This window comes from Edaphobacter sp., from assembly GCF_035532915.1.
Lineage (GTDB): Bacteria > Acidobacteriota > Terriglobia > Terriglobales > Acidobacteriaceae > Edaphobacter.
Window position 1 is genome coordinate 1 of the sequence record NZ_DATKQC010000048.1, and the last position, 19,154, is coordinate 19,154.

17 protein-coding genes, 1 tRNA gene and 1 pseudogene are annotated in these 19,154 nt (G+C 58.5%); 14 read left to right on the forward strand and 5 right to left on the reverse strand.

What is annotated here, in order from left to right; translation table 11 throughout:
* Window positions 1-713, reverse strand: a 713-nt coding sequence (locus tag VMU57_RS02410) for an MFS transporter (RefSeq protein ID WP_325380418.1), incomplete at its 3' end; no start/stop codon positions are given.
* A gap of 194 nt (window positions 714-907) precedes the next feature.
* Here VMU57_RS02410 and VMU57_RS02415 point away from each other — a divergent pair.
* Window positions 908-1,918, forward strand: coding sequence for a pectinesterase family protein (locus VMU57_RS02415; protein WP_325380420.1), 1,011 nt, complete (start codon window positions 908-910; stop codon window positions 1,916-1,918).
* 43 nt (window positions 1,919-1,961) lie between these two features.
* Window positions 1,962-2,699, forward strand: coding sequence for an SGNH/GDSL hydrolase family protein (locus VMU57_RS02420; protein WP_325380422.1), 738 nt, complete (start codon window positions 1,962-1,964; stop codon window positions 2,697-2,699).
* A gap of 259 nt (window positions 2,700-2,958) precedes the next feature.
* Here the strand turns inward: VMU57_RS02420 and VMU57_RS02425 are convergent, their stop codons facing one another.
* Entirely contained in the window at window positions 2,959-4,395 is a 1,437-nt protein-coding gene (locus VMU57_RS02425) for an alpha-L-fucosidase (protein ID WP_325380424.1), read from the reverse strand.
* Between the two features lie 210 nt (window positions 4,396-4,605).
* Here VMU57_RS02425 and meaB point away from each other — a divergent pair, with 210 nt between their 5' ends.
* The 7 genes from meaB to VMU57_RS02460 all read left to right on the forward strand — a co-directional run bounded on the left by meaB (window position 4,606) and on the right by VMU57_RS02460 (window position 9,933).
* Window positions 4,606-5,811: a methylmalonyl Co-A mutase-associated GTPase MeaB gene (gene meaB, locus VMU57_RS02430; RefSeq protein ID WP_325380426.1), complete on the forward strand. Its 1,206-nt coding sequence runs from the start codon at window positions 4,606-4,608 to the stop codon at window positions 5,809-5,811.
* Window positions 5,811-6,467: a tRNA (adenosine(37)-N6)-threonylcarbamoyltransferase complex dimerization subunit type 1 TsaB gene (gene tsaB / locus VMU57_RS02435; RefSeq protein WP_325380428.1), complete on the forward strand. Its 657-nt coding sequence runs from the start codon at window positions 5,811-5,813 to the stop codon at window positions 6,465-6,467. The genes meaB and tsaB overlap by 1 nt, the downstream gene beginning before the upstream one ends.
* A complete protein-coding gene (locus tag VMU57_RS02440; protein ID WP_325380430.1) occupies window positions 6,464-6,934 on the forward strand; it encodes a GNAT family N-acetyltransferase in 471 nt (156 codons plus the stop codon). Before tsaB ends, VMU57_RS02440 begins: the two co-directional genes overlap by 4 nt.
* Before the next feature lie 82 nt (window positions 6,935-7,016).
* Window positions 7,017-7,247 (forward strand): hypothetical protein, encoded by a 231-nt coding sequence (locus tag VMU57_RS02445; protein WP_325380432.1) that lies wholly within the window; start codon window positions 7,017-7,019, stop codon window positions 7,245-7,247.
* A 76-nt stretch (window positions 7,248-7,323) separates the two neighbouring features.
* Complete coding sequence (locus VMU57_RS02450; RefSeq protein WP_325380434.1) at window positions 7,324-7,965, forward strand: phosphatidylserine decarboxylase; 642 nt, start codon at window positions 7,324-7,326, stop codon at window positions 7,963-7,965.
* Window positions 7,965-8,828, forward strand: a complete 864-nt coding sequence (pssA, locus tag VMU57_RS02455) for a CDP-diacylglycerol--serine O-phosphatidyltransferase (protein WP_414648596.1) — start codon at window positions 7,965-7,967, stop codon at window positions 8,826-8,828. The genes VMU57_RS02450 and pssA overlap by 1 nt, the downstream gene beginning before the upstream one ends.
* A 52-nt stretch (window positions 8,829-8,880) precedes the next feature.
* Window positions 8,881-9,933 (forward strand): Asd/ArgC dimerization domain-containing protein, encoded by a 1,053-nt coding sequence (locus tag VMU57_RS02460; protein WP_325380436.1) that lies wholly within the window; start codon window positions 8,881-8,883, stop codon window positions 9,931-9,933.
* A 14-nt stretch (window positions 9,934-9,947) separates the two neighbouring features.
* Here the strand turns inward: VMU57_RS02460 and VMU57_RS02470 are convergent.
* Window positions 9,948-11,614: pseudogene (locus tag VMU57_RS02470) on the reverse strand (trehalase family glycosidase).
* A gap of 243 nt (window positions 11,615-11,857) precedes the next feature.
* On the opposite strand from VMU57_RS02470, the gene mak reads away from it, so the two are divergent.
* The 5 genes from mak (at window position 11,858) to VMU57_RS02495 (ending at window position 17,633) form a co-directional block, all read left to right on the forward strand.
* Entirely contained in the window at window positions 11,858-12,772 is a 915-nt protein-coding gene (gene mak, locus VMU57_RS02475) for a fructokinase (protein WP_325380442.1), read from the forward strand.
* Window positions 12,773-12,856: 84 nt separating this feature from the next.
* Window positions 12,857-15,073, forward strand: coding sequence for a PQQ-binding-like beta-propeller repeat protein (locus VMU57_RS02480; protein ID WP_325380444.1), 2,217 nt, complete (start codon window positions 12,857-12,859; stop codon window positions 15,071-15,073).
* A 97-nt stretch (window positions 15,074-15,170) separates the two neighbouring features.
* On the forward strand, window positions 15,171-16,421 hold the full coding sequence (locus VMU57_RS02485; protein ID WP_325380446.1) for a nucleoside permease: 1,251 nt from the start codon (window positions 15,171-15,173) through the stop codon (window positions 16,419-16,421).
* A 69-nt stretch (window positions 16,422-16,490) separates the two neighbouring features.
* Window positions 16,491-17,405, forward strand: coding sequence for a sugar phosphate isomerase/epimerase (locus VMU57_RS02490; RefSeq protein WP_325380448.1), 915 nt, complete (start codon window positions 16,491-16,493; stop codon window positions 17,403-17,405).
* Window positions 17,406-17,556: 151 nt separating this feature from the next.
* Window positions 17,557-17,633: transfer RNA gene (locus VMU57_RS02495), tRNA-Asp, on the forward strand.
* Between the two features lie 64 nt (window positions 17,634-17,697).
* Here VMU57_RS02495 and VMU57_RS02500 read toward each other — a convergent pair.
* A complete protein-coding gene (locus VMU57_RS02500) occupies window positions 17,698-18,816 on the reverse strand; it encodes a site-specific integrase (RefSeq protein ID WP_325380450.1) in 1,119 nt (372 codons plus the stop codon).
* A gap of 63 nt (window positions 18,817-18,879) precedes the next feature.
* Window positions 18,880-19,154: helix-turn-helix domain-containing protein (locus tag VMU57_RS02505; protein ID WP_325380452.1), on the reverse strand; the 275-nt coding region annotated here is incomplete at its 5' end.

Sequence of the window (19,154 nt, forward strand, 5' to 3'; positions counted from 1 at the left end):
TAGATGGGCTGGCCCTCGGTAACCGGGGCCAGGTCGACCTGGGTCTGGGTGGAGCCGCGGCGGAGCTTGTTATAGGGAAAGATGATCCAGATGACGCACCAGATCAGGCCCATGGAGCCGGTGGTGATGAAGGCGGCGTGCCATCCCCATTTAGAAGTGACGGCGGCAATAAGGATGGGCGCGACAAAGAACGCCGCATTGGAGCCGGAGTTGAAGAGGCCGGTGGCCAGCGCCCGCTCTTCGGAGGGAAACCACTCGGTGGTGGCCTTGATGGCCGCGGGGAAGTTGCCGGATTCGCCGAGGCCCAGAAAGATGCGGGCGACGCAGAAGCCAACGACCGTGGTCACGATGGAGTGGCTGATGGAGGCGCAGCCCCAGATGAGGATGGCGATGGCGTAGCCGGTCTTGGTGCCGAGTTTGTCGATGACGCGGCCGGCGATGAGGAAGCCAACGCCGTAGGCAACCATGAAGCACTCAACGATATGGGCGTAGTTGAGGTGGTAGATGGTTTGAAACTGGGGAGCGAGGCCGGGGACCCAGCCCATGAAAGGGAGGTGGAGCAGCGGTTCGACCAGAGCGAGAGCCGAGCGGTCCATGTAATTGATGGTCGTGGCGAGGAAGAGCAGGAAGCAGACAAACCAGCGGACGTTGGACTGGGGCGGTGCGGACGTAGTGAAGCCCGAGTCGGACAGGCTGGCAGATTTCATGGACATTCAGTGAAGCTCCGGCGACAATGTTGGTCTGACCACTTTCGTTACAGCCGGTTGGCTCGCGGAAATCTGGCTCAGAGGTATCGAGGTTGAGGATAGCTGTTGTTGGGTTACGTCTGTCAAGGCGATAAAGTTTTCAACTGCGGTAATCGTTTTATAAACAGCGATGACTGGCGTGGATTTTTGCGGAGGATGCGATGAGGCAGTGGCTGCGCGGTGGCGGTTTTGTTGTGATTGCGGCTTTAATTTGCGGGACGGCGTGGGCTCGGGGCCTGAAGACGATTACGGTAGGACCATCGGGCGCGGAGTTCACCTCGATTCAGGCGGCGGTGAATGCGGCCCCGCAGACGGGCGCGGTGATTCGCATTGAGCCGGGGACGTATCGCGAGGTGGTCCACGTCGACAAGCCGAAGATTCAGTTTCGCGGGGCGACTAAGGATCCATCGAAGGTCATTTTGGTCTATGGGAACAGCGCTACATCGACTTGCGGGACTTCGTGCTCGGCGACTTTGTTTGTTACCGGCGACGATTTTTTCGCGGGCATGATGACGATTGCGAACGACTACAGCAAGACCAGTGATGTTCCGTCGCAGGCGGTGGCGCTGTCGGTGCGCGGTGACCGCGCGGTGTTTCGCCATGTGAGGCTGCTGGGAGCGCAGGATACGCTGTATGCGGCGAGCGAGAAGTGCATGGATGGGCGATCGCCGTGTGCGGTGAAGCGGCAATATTTTTCGGACTGCTACATCGAGGGCCATGTGGACTTTATCTTTGGCGACGCCAAGGCGGTCTTCGACCACTGCGAGATCCACAGCATTCCTCACATTGCGGGGGGATATCTGACGGCGCAGAGTAGAAGCAAGCCGGAGCAGGATTCGGGCTACGTCTTCGATCACTGCACGCTGACGGCTGATCCGGGAGTGAAGAATATCTATCTGGGAAGACCGTGGCGCGACTATTCGACGGTGATTTACTTAAATACGAAGATGGGGGCGCATATCGCGCCGGAGGGATGGTCGGACTGGAAGAGCGCGCCGGCACCACGGCTGCCAATGACGACCTATGCGGAGTTCAACTCGAGCGGGCCGGGGGCGAATGCTGCGGCGCGGGAGAGGTGGTCGAAGCAACTGACGAAGGCGGAGGCGCGGAAATATGAGACGAAGGCTTTTCTGGCTGGAGCGGATGGATGGGACCCGACTAAGGTGAAGTAGGTATTCCGGAAGAAGGGCGAACCCTTGAGAGGACTTGTTGATCGTGACTCGAATTTTTAAGCTTGCCGCCGTGTTTCTTTACTTCTCCTCGCTTGCCGTGGCGCAGGAGCCGCTTGGTTTTCTGCATAAGGGAGATACGCTGGTATTTCAGGGCGACTCCATCACCGATGGTGGGCGGCAGCGTACGGGGAGCGACTACAACCACATCATGGGGCAGGACTATGCCTATATTCTGGCGGCTGAGATTGGATCGGAGTATCCGGAGCGCAGTCTCGTCTTCGTTAATCGCGGCGTCAGCGGGGACCGGGTGATCGATCTGGCGGTGCGCTGGCAGCAGGACACCATTGCGTTGAAGCCGGATCTGCTGAGCATTCTGGTGGGCATCAACGACACGCTGGCAACCGGAGCGAAGGCCGAGACGGTTGAGCAGTACGAGGCTGTCTACGACAAGCTGCTGGCCGATACGATTGCGGCGCTGCCGGGCACCAAGATCGTGCTTGGGGAGCCGTTTCTGCTTCCGGTGGGCAAGCATAAGGACGACTATGCGGCGGAGATGGTCGAGGTAAAGAAGCGGCAGGCTGTCGCTCTTCGTTTGGCCGCCAAATACCACTTGCCTATCGTTCGCTATCAGGAGGCGCTGGATGTGGCGTGCGCGAAGGCTCCGGCTGACCATTGGAGTTGGGATGGGGTTCATCCGACCTATGCCGGGCATGGGTTGATGGCGCAGGAGTGGCTGAAGACGGTGGATGCTTTTTGGGGTGGGGAAGCTGCCGGGAGATGATGGATTGTGGCAGACACATAACGAAATTGATTGAGGGAAGGTCTGATTAAGTCTCCGAGCATTCCCTCAGCGGCTAAAGCCGCATTGCAGACAAACCACTTGCGGCACGGCTGAAGGCGTGCCCTTAACAAAACCGGACTTAATTAGAAGTTCCTTAGAGCTAAATAGTTGAAGGGTTCAACTATTTAGCCCTATATCAACTCTCTGCTGGGCCGCACGATCATGCCATGCGGCTCCAAGTAAAGAAGAGTCCGTTGGTTTAGGTGTTGAGGACGACGACGGTGGCGATGGGGTCCAGCGCCTTTTCGGGGAGATGGATGTCCAGGCTGTTGCCGGTGTGAGTGAGTTTGAGGTGCTTCTTGTCGGCCAGCAGGTACGCGCTCTTTACCTTGCGGGGCAGCTTGTCGAGGTGGAAGGTATTGTTAGCTGGCCAATTGAAGATGGAGATGTAAATCTTGTTCGGGGTCGTGGTGGAGCGCCAGTCCCATGCGGCGATGAACTTGGGCTTGCCCTCATGGTCCTTTTCGGTGGCGCTGAATGATCCGGCTTCGGAACCGAAGAGAGTGGGTTGGGTTCCGTAGATGGCCTCGCCATTGACGTCGATCCATTTGCCGACCTGCTGCAGACGCTCGACCTCGGCGGCGGGGACGACGCCGTGGGAGTCGGGGCCGATGTTGAGCAGGTAGTTGCCGCCTTTGCTGGCGATGTCGATGAGATTGCGGAGCAGAGTCTCGGTCGACTTGAAGTTGTCGTCGTAGGACTTGTAGCCCCAGGTGTCGTTCATGGTCATGCACGACTCCCAGTCCTCGCCGGGATAGCCGGTGGCGGGGATGTACTGCTCGGGAGTTTCGGTGTCGCCCTTGTAGCCGCCGCCGAGACGGTTGTTCCAGATGAGGTTGGGATGCTGGTTGAGCAGCTCGACGATCTCTCCGGCGAGTTCGGGTGTCATGTCCTTGGTGGGGGTGTCGAACCAGATGACGACGGGGAAGTCACCGTAGTTGGTGAGCAGCTCCTTCATCTGCGGGATGGCCTTGGTGTGGAGGTAGGTGGCGAAGTCGCCGTTCTGGGCGGGGTCCCAGTGGAAGGTGGGAGGCTGGTGGTCGCCGGTCTTGTAGGCGGCTCCGCCGGGGGCGGTCCAGTCCTGGTCCTGGGAGTAGTAGAAGCCGAGTTTGACGCCCTGCTTCTTGCACTCTTCGGCAAGTTCGCGGAGCGGATCGCGCTTGAAGGGCGTAGCGGCGACGATGTTGAAGTCGTTGGCCTTGGAGTCGAACATGGCGAAGCCGTCGTGGTGCTTGGCGGTGATGACGATGTACTTCTGCCCCGCGGCTTTGGCGAGGGAGACGATGGTTTCGGCACTGAACCCGGTGGGGTTGAACTGGGGCGCGAGCGCCTTGTAGTCGGCGACCGGGATGGATGCGGTGTTCATGATCCACTCGCCGACGCTAGGGATACGCTTGCCGTCCCAGGTTCCGGCGGGTATGGAGTAGAGGCCCCAGTGGATGAACATGCCGAAGCGCGCAGCACGCCACCAGGCCATGCGCTCGTTGCGCTGGGCGCGGGTCTCGGTGTCCTGAATAGCTTTGACCGGATGCTCGGGCTTGGTGGCGATGTGTTCGCCTTCGATCTGAGCGAGTGCGGCGGGGGCGATCAGAAGGGTGGAGAGCCCGGCAGTAAAGGTGCGGCGGTTAAGGTTCATAGTAGGTTCCTCGCAGTGGAATGATGACGGGAGAATTGTATGTGAAAAAGTGGTGGCGTAGGTGAAAAAGTCAAAGGCCGAGAATTTTCATTTTCACGGAGGCTGAACTCCGGATGGGCAAAACAGGCAAAGCTTAACACCGATCCGCGCCGATGGCACCGATTTAAAAGGGCATCAGGGGGAGGTAAGACGGGCGGTATCATCGCTGATGTGAGTGAATTAGGCGATATCGAAGCGATGGTGGAGCGGCTGCGCGCTGGCGAGGTACGGGCGCTGGCGCGGGCGGTGTCGCTGGTGGAGGATGGGGCGGCGCTGGGGAGGGAGTTGGTCAGAGCTTGCCGTGGATATGCCGACGATGCTCTGCGGGTGGGGATTACCGGGCCGCCGGGGGCGGGGAAGAGCACGCTGGTCGACCAGATGGCGAAGTGGCTCAGGCAGGAAGGGCAGACCGTGGGCGTGGTGGCTGTAGACCCGACGAGTCCTTATACGGGGGGTGCGCTGCTGGGCGATCGCATACGGATGCAGGAGTTGAGTGGAGATGCGGGAGTGTATATCCGCAGCATGGCTTCGCGGGGGGCGAAGGGTGGGGTGGCGGCGGCGGTCGATGATGTTTGCGTGGTGATGGCCGCGGCGGGGCGGCAGGTGATTCTGATTGAGACCATGGGGGTGGGGCAGGATGAGGTCGAGGTGGCGAGGCTGGCGGATGTGACCGTGCTGGTGCTGGTTCCGGGGATGGGCGACGAGGTGCAGAGTTTGAAGGCCGGGGTGATGGAGGTTGCGGACGTCTTTGTGGTGAACAAGAGCGATTGTGACGGGGCGGAGCGCGTGGAGGCGGAGATTCTGGCGATGCAGGGGCTGGCGGTGGATGCCCACGAGCCGGTGGTGCGGACGGTGGCGACGACTGGCGCGGGAGTAGATGAGTTGATGGGGGCGGTGCGGCGGTGCGCTGCGGAGAAGCGGGGAAAGAAGCCGCGGTTTAAGTCGAGGGTGGAGGGGCTTTGTCTGGATCATCTTGGCGTGGCCGTGAAGAGTATGGATGCCGCGCGAAGTTTTTATGAGGCGCTGGGGCTGGCTGTGAGTCATGTGGAGACGGTGGAGCATGAGAAGGTGAGGACGGCGATGCTGCCGCTGGGAGAGAGCCGGATTGAGCTGCTGGAGGCGACGGAAGAGGACTCGGTGATTGGGCGCTTTATCGCGAAGCGGGGTGAGGGATTGCACCATGTCGCGATAAGGGTAGATGGCGTGGATGCGATGTTTGAGCGATTGCGGTCGCAGGGCGTGAGGCTGGCCAGCGATGAGGTGCGTGTGGGCGCTGGTGGGCACCGATATTTCTTTGTGCATCCGGCGAGTACGGGCGGTGTTCTGGTGGAGATCGTTGGCGATGCGGCTGGTTCGACGATGAGGGAAGGGGAGTAATGCGTTTTTTGTTGATTGATACGTGCGGGAGTGAGGGCAGTGTAGCGCTGGCGGATACTTCGCTGGCCGGTGCGGTGATTGCGGTGGAAGTGTTGCCGGGGCGAACGGCTTCGGAGCGGCTGGTGCCTGCGGTGCGGCGAGTGATGGAGGCTTCGGGTTTTCGACTGGGCGATCTGACGGCTGTGGTGGTGGCGCATGGGCCGGGTTCGTTTACCGGGGTGCGGGTGGGGTTGAGCGCGGCGAAGGGTTTGAGCGAGGCGGGAGGTGTGCCGTTGATTGCGGTTTCGCAACTGGCGTTGCTGGCTGCCTCTGCTGCCGGTGAGGTGGTTTATGCGGTGCTGGACGCTGGCCGGGGAGAGTTTTATTTAGGGGAGTACGAGGGCCACGAATGCCTGCGCGAGGCGCTGCTGACAGGAGAGGAAGTATTGGCCGCTGCGACTGGGGGTACGGTGGTGGTTTGCGAGGCCAAAGTCGCCGAGGCTTTGGTGGAGTTGAAGCCGCGAGTCGTTGCGGAGCCACGGGCGGAGGATGTGCTGCCGTTCGCCGTGGAGCGGGCTGCGGCGGGGAGGTTTGATGACGCTGCGTTACTCGATGCGAACTATCTGCGACGGACGGATGCAGAGATCTTCGCCAAGCCGAAGAGCGCGCTGCGATGAGCAAGTTTTCGGTGCGGGCCGGGGTGGCGGGCGATGTTGCTGCGGTGATCGGGCTGCAACGGGCTACGGCGGAGGCTCCGCATTGGAGTGATGCGGAGTATGCTGCGGCAATTGGCTGCGGCGAAGGTTATGTTCGGCGGCGCTTGTTTGTGGCTGAGGCGGATGGGGCAGTGATTGGGTTTGCGGTAGGTAAGCTTGCCGGGGATTTAGCGGAGTTGGAGAGTGTTGCGGTGGATCTACGGATGCGGCGCGGTGGCATCGGGAGGGCGCTCTGCGAAGCTGTGATTGCGTGGTGCCGGGGAGAGCGCGCGGCGTCGGTGGATTTGGAGGTTCGGGCGGCGAGTGGAGGGGCGATTGGACTGTATCGAGGACTGGGGTTTGCCCCGGTGGGGCGGCGCCAAGCGTATTACAGCGGGCCCGCGGACGATGCGGTGCTGATGCGACTGGACTTATTCGAAAGTGCATAAGTTGCTTTGCATCTCCGCGAGAAGCTGTGGTAGCGTTTAGGCCAATCGGTGAGCCGTCGTCTGATGCTGGAGGTATTTATTCATGCAGACCGCCAAGTTTACGGAGCTACCTGAGTCCACGTCGATTCCATCCATTTACAGGCTTGAGCAGGAACACAGTTTGTATGCGCGCAGGCTGGAGACGCTGCGAGCGAAGCTGTTTCTAACTGAGGCCGAGAAGGTGGAAGAGGTACGGCTGAAGAAGTTGAAGCTAAGCTTGAAGGATGAGATGGAGCGGCTGAGACGTCCGGGTGCTCGCGTCTCAGAACACTGAGCGATTTGAGGGCATCGCGTGCGTTCGGGGACGGGCGCTGAGTGAAGGTGTGCGTGGCCTTATAATCGAGTCACTTATGGTTCGAGATGGTTTCTTTTATGCGTTAGGCCTCGGAGTGGTGGCAGCGGTGCTCTGGTATCTGAAGATGCCGCTTGTGCTGGTGGCGATTCCGGTGCTGCTGGCAGTGTTTTTTCTTTGGTTTTTTCGCGACCCCAACCGGGCGATTCCACAGGAGCCGGGACAGATTGTATCGCCCGGAGATGGATTGGTGACGGCGGCGGAATGGATTGAGACGACAGGCGGAAGCCGGTTGCGGCTCAGCATCTTTCTCAATGTCTTCGACGTGCATGTGAACCGCGCACCGGTGGCCGGGACGGTTACGGTGGTGGAGTATCGGGAGGGCGAATTCATGAATGCGATGAAGCCTGAATCGGTGCTGCATAACGAGCAGACGCTGGTCATGATCGACGCTGGCGGATACGCCGTGGGCTTCAAGCAGATTGCGGGACTGCTGGCGCGACGAATCGTATGCAATGTGAAGGTCGGCGATCGTGTAGAGCGCGGGCAGCGGGTTGGGCTGATTAAGTTTGGATCGCGGGTGGATGTTCTGTTGCCGGCAGAGGCTGAGTTGAGAGTGAAGACGGGCGTACGGGTACGCGGCGGTTCTTCGGTGCTGGCTGTGATTCCGCAAACTAATTCGACAGCAACGGTGGCGTGATGGCAGGCGAGGCGTCCGAGGGGGCGCAGATGGATGCGGGCAGAAGGCCGAGACATCAGCCCAGCCGTGGGATGTATGTGCTGCCGTCGCTGTTTACGTCGGGCAACATCGCGGCGGGGTTCTATGCGATTACGCAGAGCGTGCAGGGGACTGTGGGGGACCCTGCGCACTTTGACCATGCAGCGTTGGCCATCGGATTCGCCATCCTGTTCGATGGGCTGGATGGCCGCATCGCGCGGATGACGAACACGACCAGCGACTTTGGCAAGGAGCTCGACTCGCTGGCCGATGTTGTGACGTTTGGCGTGGCTCCAAGTTTGCTGGCATATATCTGGGGATTTCGGATGCTGCCGTTGATGTCGCATCCGGGGCTGCGCGAGCAGCTTCTTCACCTTGGGGTCTTCGTCTGCTTCGTGTTTCTGATCTGCGGTGCATGCAGGCTGGCGAGATTCAATATCAGCGTCAATCCGCAGCCCCGCAATCCCGGTCGGCCGGGACACAAATACTTTGTGGGAATGCCGATTCCAGCGGGTGCGGGAGTGATTTGCTCGGTGATCCACTGCTTCAACGGGTCTCCGATCAATCGTCCGTCCATGGCGTTTCTGTGGCTCGGGTTGATAGGATTCACGGGATTTTTAATGGTGAGCAACTGGCGTTTCTGGAGTGGCAAGGAGATCAGCCTGGGGAACCGCCATCCCTTCCAGATGGTCGCGGTGGTTGGAGTGCTGATCGCGCTGCTGTGGCTTTACTCGGAGCAGATGCTGATTATTCTTGCGCTAGGCTACCTGGTATCGGGGGTGGTGGCGCGGCTCGCATATTCCTGGAGCAGGGAGCGGCGGCACCACTCGGCTGAAGCACAGTAGTGGATGTGCGGCTTGAGTTCGATATTTAGCGAAAGAAGATTGCAGAACAGATATGGCGAATGGAATTTATCGGATAGGGATTGTCGGGGCGTCGTCGCTGGTGGGAAAAGAGCTGAGCGATGAACTGGGCGAGTCTGTGCTTGGGGCGTCGGATTTTGTGTTGCTCGATGAGGATGAGGCGGCTGGCAAGATTACGGCGACCGGCGACGAGGCTTCTTTTATTCAGCGGCTGGAGGCTTCTTCGTTCGATCGCATGGACTTTGTTTTCTTTGCGAGCAGCGCCGAGGTGACAAAGAAATATTGGCAGGATGCGCGACGAGCCGGTGCCAGCATTATCGACCTGACCTATGCGCTGGAGGGAGAGAAGGACGTTCGGACGCGGGCCCCGTGGGTCGCGGAGGCGTTGGCGGCGAAGGCTGCGTCGAACGGAGCGGAGTTGGACCTCAATACGCCTGCAGTCGTCGCGGCACATCCCGCGGCTTTGATGCTGGCGCTGGTGGCGGCACGGTTGCGGTCGAAGCTGCCGCTGAAGAGTGTTGCAGCGACCGTGCTGGAGCCAGCGTCGGAGAATGGACGACTGGCGATGGACGAACTCCATCAACAGACGGTGAACCTGCTTTCGTTTCAAACGCTGCCGAAGGAGGAGTACGACGCGCAGGTGGCGTTCAATCTGCTGCCTTCGCTGGGTGAGGCTGCGAAGGTGAAGCTGACTGTGGCGGAGAAGCGCATTCGCGATGAGTACGCAGAGTTTTCAGCAGGAGCGCTACCGCCCTTGGCTTTGCAGCTTGTGCAGGCGCCGGTATTTCACGGCTATGCCATGTCCGTGCTGGTGGAGGTTGCGCAATCCGCAACGACGGAGCAGATAGAAGCTGCCCTGGCGGGCGAACATGTGGATGTCGTGAGTGGAGAGTCTGATCCGCCCAGCAATTTGAGTGCAGCCGGACAGGAAGACATCATGGTTCGTGTGAGCGAAGACGTCGGCAGCGAGGGCGTGTCGCGATTCTGGCTTTGGATAGCGGCGGATAATTTGAAGCTCGCGGCACTGAATGCGATTGCCTGCGCTGGGGAGCTGCGCCGGTTGCGTCCGTTGGGTAAGGTGCAGTAAGCCGGAACTAAGATTTAGTGACTTGTTGTGACCTTGTTTTTAGAGTGGGAGATAAGGTCGCTCATTTGCAGGTAGACGCCGTTGGTCCAGCCGAAGCCTACGGCGTTGCTCGTGTAGCCTGCGGAGACTTTCACATTAGCAGAGCCGCTGACGACATTGTACTTTTCGCGGATGTGCCGTCGCGGAGAAAGTTTTGCAGGACAGTCTGCGAAAATTCATTCGCTGCGCGTGTGGCGTCGACGGTGAAGCCGTATTGGGCGAGACCCTTGACTACGAGCCAGTTTGTGGGCGCCCAGCCGAAGGGTAGATCCCACTGGACGCCGGAGTCGTTATCGCTCATGGCCAGTCCGCCGGTGTGCTCGAAGAGCGAGAGATGATGGTCCATCGCCGCGGCTTGCCGGGGGCTGGCGAGTGCGGCCCATAGCGGATAGAAGGCCGAGATGTAGTTGTAGCTCGAACGTTGATGGGTGGTGAAGTCGTAGTCGTAGAACATGCCTGCGGTGGGATTCCAGAGATATTTGTTAATGGCATTGCGTCGAGTTGCGGCGAGGCGTTCCCATTCGGCGGCCTCTGCGGTGCGGCCAAGCAGGGTGGCGAAGTGGGCCATGTCGCGCTCGTATTTATAGAGGAGACTATTGAGGCAGACGGGAGCGTAATCGTCGGTTGAGCCGCTGAAGGCGCCGAAGCGGAAGCTGGTGTCGAAGCCTGACTCGCGCATGGCGCGGTCGCCGCTGTAGAAGGCGCGAGTGAGGCGATGGCCTTTGTAGTAAGCGCGGGCGCAGACTTTGGACGCGGTGATGTCGCAGCTGGTCTTTGCAAGTATGATGGCTTCGGCTGCGGTTGGGTGTTCGGGTGCTTCGATGAGGTAGCCAGTGTGGATGCCGGGATGCGCGAGCAGCCAGCGGATGACGTTGGGGTAGTAGTCGCTGTCGTCGGCCATCTCGGGCACGGGGCCTTCGCCGATGTCTTTGTAGCGGGCGAGGCCGGTGTCGCCTGCGCGATGGATGGGAGAAGTCCACAGCGCGTAGTCGCGCTGGGCGTAGCCGTAGGCTTGGGCAAGCCACTCCTTTGAGAGCGGCTTGCCGTCCGGGTGCTCGTAAACCTCGCGGACCATGGATGTGAGGAATGGCGGCTGCGAGCGGGTGAAGAAATAGGTGCGGTTGGCGTTGAGGATAGCGCCGTAGTTTTCGATCTCGTAGAAGAAGTTTTCGACCATGCCGCGAGCGAGGTTGGAGCGGTGGTCATGCACGAGGCCGAGGATGATGAAGTAACTGTCCCATCCATACATCTCGTTGAAGCGTCCGCCGGGAACGACGTAGCGGTTAGGAAGATAGAGGAGGCCTTCTTTGGGAATCTCGCTGACTTTGACATCGCCCATGTGGGTGATCTTTCGCGGCAGCCTGCGCACTTCGATATTGCAGAGTTTCTGCGCGGCGATGACAGGGGCAGGCGTTGCGAGGCCCGCGGGAAGGTAGAGGACGGGGGCTGTCGTCACCTTCGGATCGACCAGCGATTTGCAGTCGGCCATGGAGCGGGAGAGGCTGTCCCAACTGTTATGAATGTAGCTCAGTATTTTGGCTTGCGATGGGGAGTCCGTAGCGCTTAATTGAGCGTTTGCGCTGCCGGTGAGAAGTGTCGTTGTCGTGAGGAGCAGGAGGAAAATTCGAAGGAGTTGTTTCATGGATAAACCTTTAGGGTGATTCGATGGTTCTCGTCCTGCTGAGAACTATAGGATGCTCCCAACGGCTTTGATGCCGTCAGTTCGTGTCTCCGGAAACGCTAACACTTTAACATCCTGATGAGCTAAATCGCCGAAAGGGAAACATACCTCTTTGCGGTGGCGCAGGTTTTGCTCAGAGGGTAGTGTTAAGTTGCAGATTTTAATGACAGGCACGAAAGAGCGTGCGTGGGGGATCAGAGCGGCATGACAAATTCGGAGATGCGGATCGGTATTGATCTTGGTGGAACCAAGATCGAAGCGCTTGCGATTGACAAGGATGGAAGGGAGCTGGTCAGGCACCGGGTTGATACTCCGCAAGGAGATTATGAGGCGACGATTGCGTCCATGGCCGCGCTGGTTCGGCGCATTGAGCGAGACACCGGCAGAACAGGAACGGTGGGCGCGGGAATTCCCGGTTGTGTTTCGCACGTAAGCGGAGTGGTGAAGAACGCAAATTCGACATGGCTGAACGGCAAGCCGTTGGATCGGGATTTGTGCACGGCATTGGAGCGCGAGGTGCGCGTGGCCAACGATGCGAACTGCCTTGCTATCTCAGAGGCCACCGATGGAGCGGCGGCGGGAAAACGCCTGGTCTTTGGCGTGATTCTGGGGACAGGATGTGGAGGTGGGCTCGCGATCAATGGACATGTTCACAACGGGCCGAACGGAATTGCCGGAGAGTGGGGACACAATCCGCTGCCGTGGATGTTGCCTGAGGAACTACCGGGACCTGCATGCTACTGTGGAAAAAACGCGTGCCTGGAGACGTGGATCTCTGGGACTGGCGTGGCCCAGGATCACAAGAGGGTGACAGGCAGGGAACTGACGACGCGGGAGATTGTGACGGCATCGGAGGCCGGTGATCCGGAGGCAAAAGCTACCGTCGATCGATTTGAGGACCGTCTGGCGCGAGGATTGGCCCACGTCATTAATCTGCTCGATCCGGATGTGCTTGTATTTGGCGGAGGGTTGTCGAAGGTGCAGCAGCTTTACCGGAATTTGCCGACGATATTGCCTCGTTACGTATTCGGTCGCGAGGTCGCGACACCGATCGTGCCAGCCAGGTTCGGCGATTCCAGCGGGGTTCGCGGAGCGGCGTGGTTGTGGCCTCATCAGTGATCTGGCAAAGTCCCCGTCTGGTTGCATGGACACGCGAGTGCGATTATGGTGGCGTAGAGCGCTCAGGCTCAACAAGGATTGTGAATGCAAATTGGGAGGTGGGGCGCTGTCGTTGCGCTGACGTTGTCGGGCATGCTCCTTTGGCAGACGCAGCCACAACACGCCAATGTGGTCGCAGCAGCAGTTCGTGGGGCTGAACATTCAGCACGGAACTGGCCTGCCTACAATGGCGGAGTCAATGGGGACCACTATTCGCCCTTGACGCAGATCAACCGCTCGAACGTTCATCAGTTGAAGGTTGCCTGGACGTTCGATACGCATGAAAAGGGCGGGCTGCAGACGAACCCCCTGGTGATTGGCGGAGTTCTATATGGGTACACGCCGACGCAGAAGGTGATTGCGCTCGATGCCGCGACGGGCGAGTTGATCTGGACCTTCGATCCGGGAAAGCCCGGCACTCAGCCGACTCGCGGCTTTAGTTACTGGACGGATGGTAAGGCCAGCATTCTGTTTGCTGGCGCGCTCACCAATCTCTATGCGCTCGATCCGGCGACGGGGAGGCCCATCCTTACCTTTGGAGATAAGGGCAAGATCGATCTTCGCCGGGGACTGACCGATGGCGACTACTCAGGCATCTACCTCGCTCCTACCACTCCAGGCGTGATCTTCAAGGACATGATCATCGTAGGCTTTCGCGCTCCGGAGGCGGAACCGGCCCTGCATGGCGACATCCGGGCGTTCGATGTCCATACGGGCGCGCTTCGTTGGACATTTCACACCATTCCTCATCCGGGCGAATATGGCTACGAGACGTGGCCGAAGGATGCGTGGAAGATTACCGGGGCAGCCAACAATTGGGCGGGCATGTCGCTCGATGAAAAGCGCGGCATCGTGTATGCGCCCACTGGCTCTGCGGTAACTGATTTTTACGGCGACGATCGCGCGGGCGACGATTTGTTTGCAGATACGCTGCTCGCGCTCGATGCCAACACCGGAAAGCGCATCTGGCACTTTCAGGATGTGCATCACGATATATGGGACCGCGACTTTCCTTCGCCCCCGGCGCTCGTCACCGTTCATCGAGAGGGCAAAGCGATTGACGCCGTAGCGCAGACCACGAAGCAGGGCTTTGTCTTTCTCTTCGATCGCACCAATGGCAAACCGCTGTTTCCTATCGAAGAGAAGGCGTTTTCTGCATCGAATGTTCCCGGTGAGACAACCTCGCCAACACAGCCTGTTCCGCAGATGCCGCTGCCTTATGCCCGCCAGTTGCTGACTGCGGACATGCTGACAACGCGGACGCCGGAGGCCCATGCGTGGGCGGAGGAACAGTTCAAGACGTTTCGCAGCGAGGGACAGTTTATTCCCTTTAGCGTCGACAAACAGACGGTGGTCTTTCCCGGCTACGATGGCGGAGCCGAGTGGGGAGGGCCGGCGGTCGACCCACGCAGCGGTGTGATCTATATCAACGCAAACGATGTCGCCTGGACGGGCGGATTGACGGCGAACGAAGCAGGCGGGGGTGAGGGAGCCAATTTGTATCAGAGTCAATGCTCGATGTGCCATGGTGCAGATCGAAAGGGGTCGCCACCGGCGTTTCCGTCTTTGATCGATGTTGACAAGCGCCTTTCGGACGCTTCGATTACAGACCTGATTCACCATGGCAAACAGCGAATGCCTTCTTTCCCGGGAGTAACCGGGGAACGACTGGATGCAATTCTTGCCTTCCTTAGGGCCGGACCCGGTGCTATGAACACGGCGCAGAGTGATCGTGCTCAGCGAGCGTCTGCAGGGGCGAGTGCCAGAACGGCCAACGCGGTAACATCGTCAAAGAGTGAGATGGGCACCTCCGGAGCGCCTGTGGTTGAAGCCCGCTATCACTTTACGGGCTATCGCAAATTTCTCGATCCCGATGGCTACCCGGCGATCGTTCCTCCGTGGGGAACGCTCAACGCTATTGACCTGAATACAGGGAAGTATCTCTGGAAGATTCCACTGGGTGAGTATCCCGAGCTTGCGGCGAAAGGAATGAAGGGAACGGGCTCGGAGAATTATGGTGGACCTGTCGTTACGGCCGGGGGCATCGTGATCGTCAGTGCGACGATCTACGACAGGAAGATTCGAGCGTTCGATAGCCGGACAGGAAAGCTTCTCTGGGAATCCGAGCTTCCTTACGCCGGGAACGCGACACCCGCTACCTATATGATCGACGGCAAGCAGTATGTGGTGATTGCCGCAAGCGGCGCGCGAAATCCCAATGGACCGCAGGGCGCAGCTTATGTTGCGTTTGCCCTGCCGTAGCGAGCCTCGACTTCGGAAGCGGTTGTCCCCACTGGTGCGCTCGTGAAATAGTGGGATGCCTACGTAGGTGCGCCAGAGACGGAAGAATGAGGGTCGGATGAAATTGCAGCTTCGGGTGCGCCTGAGCACCATGATGTTTCTTGAATACTTTATCTGGGGTGCATGGTATGTGACCCTGGGCACCTGGCTCGCTGGACCTTTGCATTTCACGGGACAGCAGATCGGCCTGGCAGCAGGAACTACTGCGGTCGGCGCTATCCTCGCCCCGTTCTTCGTTGGCATCGTGGCCGATCGATTTTTCGCAACCCAGAAGGTGCTCGGGCTTCTCCATATTGCCGGAGCGGTCTTATTGTTCATTGCTTCGATCCAGACTTCATTTACTGCTTTCTATGTTTTGATACTGCTGTATTGCCTGGCTTTTATGCCGACGCTTTCGCTGGCAAACTCTCTTGCCTTCCGGCAGATGGACGATCCAAAAGAAGAGTTTGGGGCGATCCGTGTTCTGGGCAGCGGCGGATGGATTGTTGCGGGCCTGCTCATCGGCACGCTGCGATTGGAGGCTACTTCGACGCCAATGCGGCTCGCTGCGCTGGCCTCGCTTCTGATGGGTCTTTATAGCTTTACGCTGCCTGCTACACCGCCGCTTGCACGGACAGAAAAGTTCACGCTGGACAGCATCTTTCCTCGTGAGGCGATGAAGCTGCTTTGCGAGCGGTCGATGTTGATTTTTGTGATTGCTTCTTTTCTGATCTGTATTCCGCTGCAGTTTTACTATGCATTTACTAACCTCTTTCTTAATCAGACTGGAGTAAGCAATGCTGCCGGCAAGATGACCGGCGGCCAAATGTCAGAGCTGGTTTGCATGCTCCTGATCCCGTGGTTCTTTCGTCGATTAGGCGTGAAATATATGCTGATCGCCGGCATGTTGGCCTGGGTTGCCCGATATCTTTTGTTTGCGTATGGCAACGTCAATGCACACATGTGGATGTTGTGGGGCGGCATACTACTACATGGCATCTGCTACGACTTTTTCTTTGTCACCGGTCAAATTTACATCGACCGCAAAGCGCCGTTGAATCTTCGCGCGGCTGCGCAAGGCATTATTATCTTCATCACTTATGGCTTGGGCATGTTTGTCGGTTCGTGGCTCTCTGGCGCCGTGGTCAGCCACTATGCACTTGCCGCCCCCGTTGGCGCGGCCACCTATGATTGGAAGTCGATTTGGCTGTTCTCGGCTGGCGCGTCCGCCATTGTTCTTCTTCTATTTCTATTTACGTTTTCCGATAAGGGGGAAGATTCAAAGTCGCTTCCATCGGAGAGCGTTGATACTGTACATGTTCCGATTTAGAGCTTTGCAATATTTTTATCTGAAGTATGCCGTTACCCACAGCGTTATCCACCTTAAGGAGCGAAAGAGATGAAGGGAAGTACACGAAGAGAATTTCTGCGGAACTCTGGCGGTGTTGGCGCGGCAGCCTTGGCAGCTACGGCATTTGGATTCTCCGCTAAAGCATGGGCTGATCCGATGGGATTGCCTGTGGGGATTCAGCTCTATACCGTTCGCGGTGTGATCGAGGCGGACACTCCGGGAACGCTAAAGCAGTTGCACGACATCGGTTATCGCGAGGTCGAGACCGCAGGCTTTGGCAAATACTCAGCCAAGGAGTTTGGCCAGTTTATTAAAGATGCGGGATTGTCATGTCCGAGTGCTCATCTGCAACTGAACGGTCCAGATTACGGTCAGGTCTTCGATGATGCCCATGCGTTGGGTGTGACCTATGCCACCAGTTCCACGTTGTCCGCGTGGACCAGCAGACCGCGACCTGCTACAACGGGAGCTTCTCATGGATGGCCGAAGTTAGGGCTGGATGACTTTAAACGTTTGGCAGCGAAGATGAATGATGTCGGCACGAAGGCAAAAGCTGCCGGTCTTCAGTATGCGTATCACAATCACGATCTTGAATTCCAGAAGATGCCGGATGGAAGTTACGGCTACGATGTACTGCTCAACGAGACTGACCATGCATTGGTGAAGTTTGAGATCGACTGCGGCTGGATGGTGGTGGGAGGGGCCAGCCCGGTGGCGTATATGAAGAAGTACCCTGGTCGGTTTCGCATGATTCACGTGAAGGATTTCAAGGCAATGCCGCAGGTGGGCAAGCGTCCCGAAGGCAGCGAGCTGGGTGCTGGGTTCATCGATTACAAGCCGATTTTTGCAGAGGGACGACGGGCTGGCATTCAACATGCTTTTGCCGAGCAGGAAGGGCCTTATACAAAGCCGGAAATGGAGTCTGCGCGGATCGACTACGCGTATCTTCATTCCATGAGTTAGAAGTCATAATTTTGTAGGGTGAGGGGGACAAGGGACACCAAAATCCTCCTCACATCTGATAGACTCATTTATGTTGTTGGGTTGGTGATGTGAGGTGCCTCTATAGGTAACTCCGCTCCAAATTACATCCACGTTGTCTAATAGACAGCATGGGGACGTAGCTCAGTTGGTTAGAGCGCTGCCCTGTCACGGCAGAGGTCGCGGGTTCGAGCCCCGTCGTCCCCGCCATACAAAGCAAAGGACTTAAGCTTGTATGGCACCCACAGTGACAATCCACAACCTGATCCACAATTCACTGCACTGTGCGACTTCCAAGCCCTACCGCGCTTAGAAACGCGCCCTGTGCTGCCTGCTTTTCGTCGCGGTCATCTTGCGTGTAGAGGTTCATGGTCGTGCGGATATCGCTATGCCGCAACATGCCTTGAACCGTCTTCGGATCGACCTTCCCCTTGTTCACCAGCCAGGTGCTTAAGCTGTGCCGCAAGTTGTGAAGGCCGAAGCGCTGCCCCTTCGCGAGTATGACGCCAGCGCTGATTGCCGCCGGCCGCAGATGGTCCTGCACGAATGTCGATGCCCAGATGGGCACCTTGCCGTCCTTGAGCAGCGACGGAAAGACAAAATCATCGACCTTCGAGTATGGACTCTGCGCACGCCATTCCTTCAGATATTGCGCCAGTACCGGATGCATCGGCACATAGCCGTTCGAAGCCGCCGTCTTGGTCTCGCCGTCCTCCCCCTTGGCCCATCGCTTTGATATGCGGATTTGCCTGTCGCTCCACAGAATGTCCGACCAGCGCAACGAGATGATCTCGGATGCGCGAAGCGCCGTAGCTGCACAGGTCAAAACCAGCGTGTAATGCAGCGGGTTCGTCAGCTTGTTAAGAATGGCGAGGGTTTGCTGCGGAGTGATGACGACTGCTTTGTAGAGGGACTGCGACCGCGTCTCGACATGCTCCACCGGATTCTTGTCGACGCGCTCGTGCAGGATGCCGACCTTATAGACCCGGTGCATGATGCCGCGGATCTTCGAGACCGTCGTCCAGGCAAGTCCATTGCCGGTATGAAGCGACTTTAGCCAGCGTTGAATCTCCAGTGGCCGAATATCGCTCGCAAGTTCATTGCCCCAGCGGGCAATGAGGTAATCCCGGACGTAATGCTCCACAATCGGGATGGTGTTGGCCGACTTCGGGCGCGCTGCATCGTCGCCAAAATCAGCCTTCAAGTAGTATTCCGCGAGTGCGTCGAAGCGAATGCGAGTACCAGATTCTTCACTGTTGATGCGAACCAGCAGCCCTAGTCTGTCTACCTCGCGCCATGCAGTCTTCTCAGTCGGGAAATCGCTGAGGAGACCGATAGGCAAGGTATTTTCTTTGCGGCTGCCGTCCGCTGTGTTGAGCCTGTACCGGAGCATCCACACATCTCCGCCCTTTCGGGACACAAGTCTGAGTGATCCCCTCTGATATGCCATAACGTCTCATTTCAGTAGGGAACGCCTAATGATTGAATGATACGCTCGCTCGCTTTCTGGCGGACGGCGTTGGTCCAGGCCGTTCTTGCGATCGATTGCCGCCGCCAGCTCCGAAAGGCGGAAGACCCAGGTTTTGCGCAAGTCGCCAGTCCCTATCGGGTAGGCGCCCGCGATCCCGCGACGAGCCAGTTCCGTGAGGAAGCGGCGGCTAATTCCGACGAACTTAGCGGCTTCCTGGGCGGATACGAAAGGTTCGGGTGTCATGACAATTCCTCCGTCAG

Coding starts and splice junctions, on each gene's coding strand:
- VMU57_RS02415 (WP_325380420.1), top strand. CDS start 908: ATGAGGCAGTGGCTGCGCGGTGGCGGTTTTGTTGTGATTGCGGCTTTA.
- VMU57_RS02425 (WP_325380424.1), bottom strand. CDS start 4,395: ATGAACCTTAACCGCCGCACCTTTACTGCCGGGCTCTCCACCCTTCTG.
- tsaB (WP_325380428.1), top strand. CDS start 5,811: ATGCGTTTTTTGTTGATTGATACGTGCGGGAGTGAGGGCAGTGTAGCG.
- VMU57_RS02440 (WP_325380430.1), top strand. CDS start 6,464: ATGAGCAAGTTTTCGGTGCGGGCCGGGGTGGCGGGCGATGTTGCTGCG.
- VMU57_RS02445 (WP_325380432.1), top strand. CDS start 7,017: ATGCAGACCGCCAAGTTTACGGAGCTACCTGAGTCCACGTCGATTCCA.
- VMU57_RS02450 (WP_325380434.1), top strand. CDS start 7,324: ATGGTTCGAGATGGTTTCTTTTATGCGTTAGGCCTCGGAGTGGTGGCA.
- pssA (WP_414648596.1), top strand. CDS start 7,965: ATGGCAGGCGAGGCGTCCGAGGGGGCGCAGATGGATGCGGGCAGAAGG.
- VMU57_RS02460 (WP_325380436.1), top strand. CDS start 8,881: ATGGCGAATGGAATTTATCGGATAGGGATTGTCGGGGCGTCGTCGCTG.
- mak (WP_325380442.1), top strand. CDS start 11,858: ATGACAAATTCGGAGATGCGGATCGGTATTGATCTTGGTGGAACCAAG.
- VMU57_RS02480 (WP_325380444.1), top strand. CDS start 12,857: ATGCAAATTGGGAGGTGGGGCGCTGTCGTTGCGCTGACGTTGTCGGGC.
- VMU57_RS02485 (WP_325380446.1), top strand. CDS start 15,171: ATGAAATTGCAGCTTCGGGTGCGCCTGAGCACCATGATGTTTCTTGAA.
- VMU57_RS02490 (WP_325380448.1), top strand. CDS start 16,491: ATGAAGGGAAGTACACGAAGAGAATTTCTGCGGAACTCTGGCGGTGTT.
- VMU57_RS02500 (WP_325380450.1), bottom strand. CDS start 18,816: ATGCTCCGGTACAGGCTCAACACAGCGGACGGCAGCCGCAAAGAAAAT.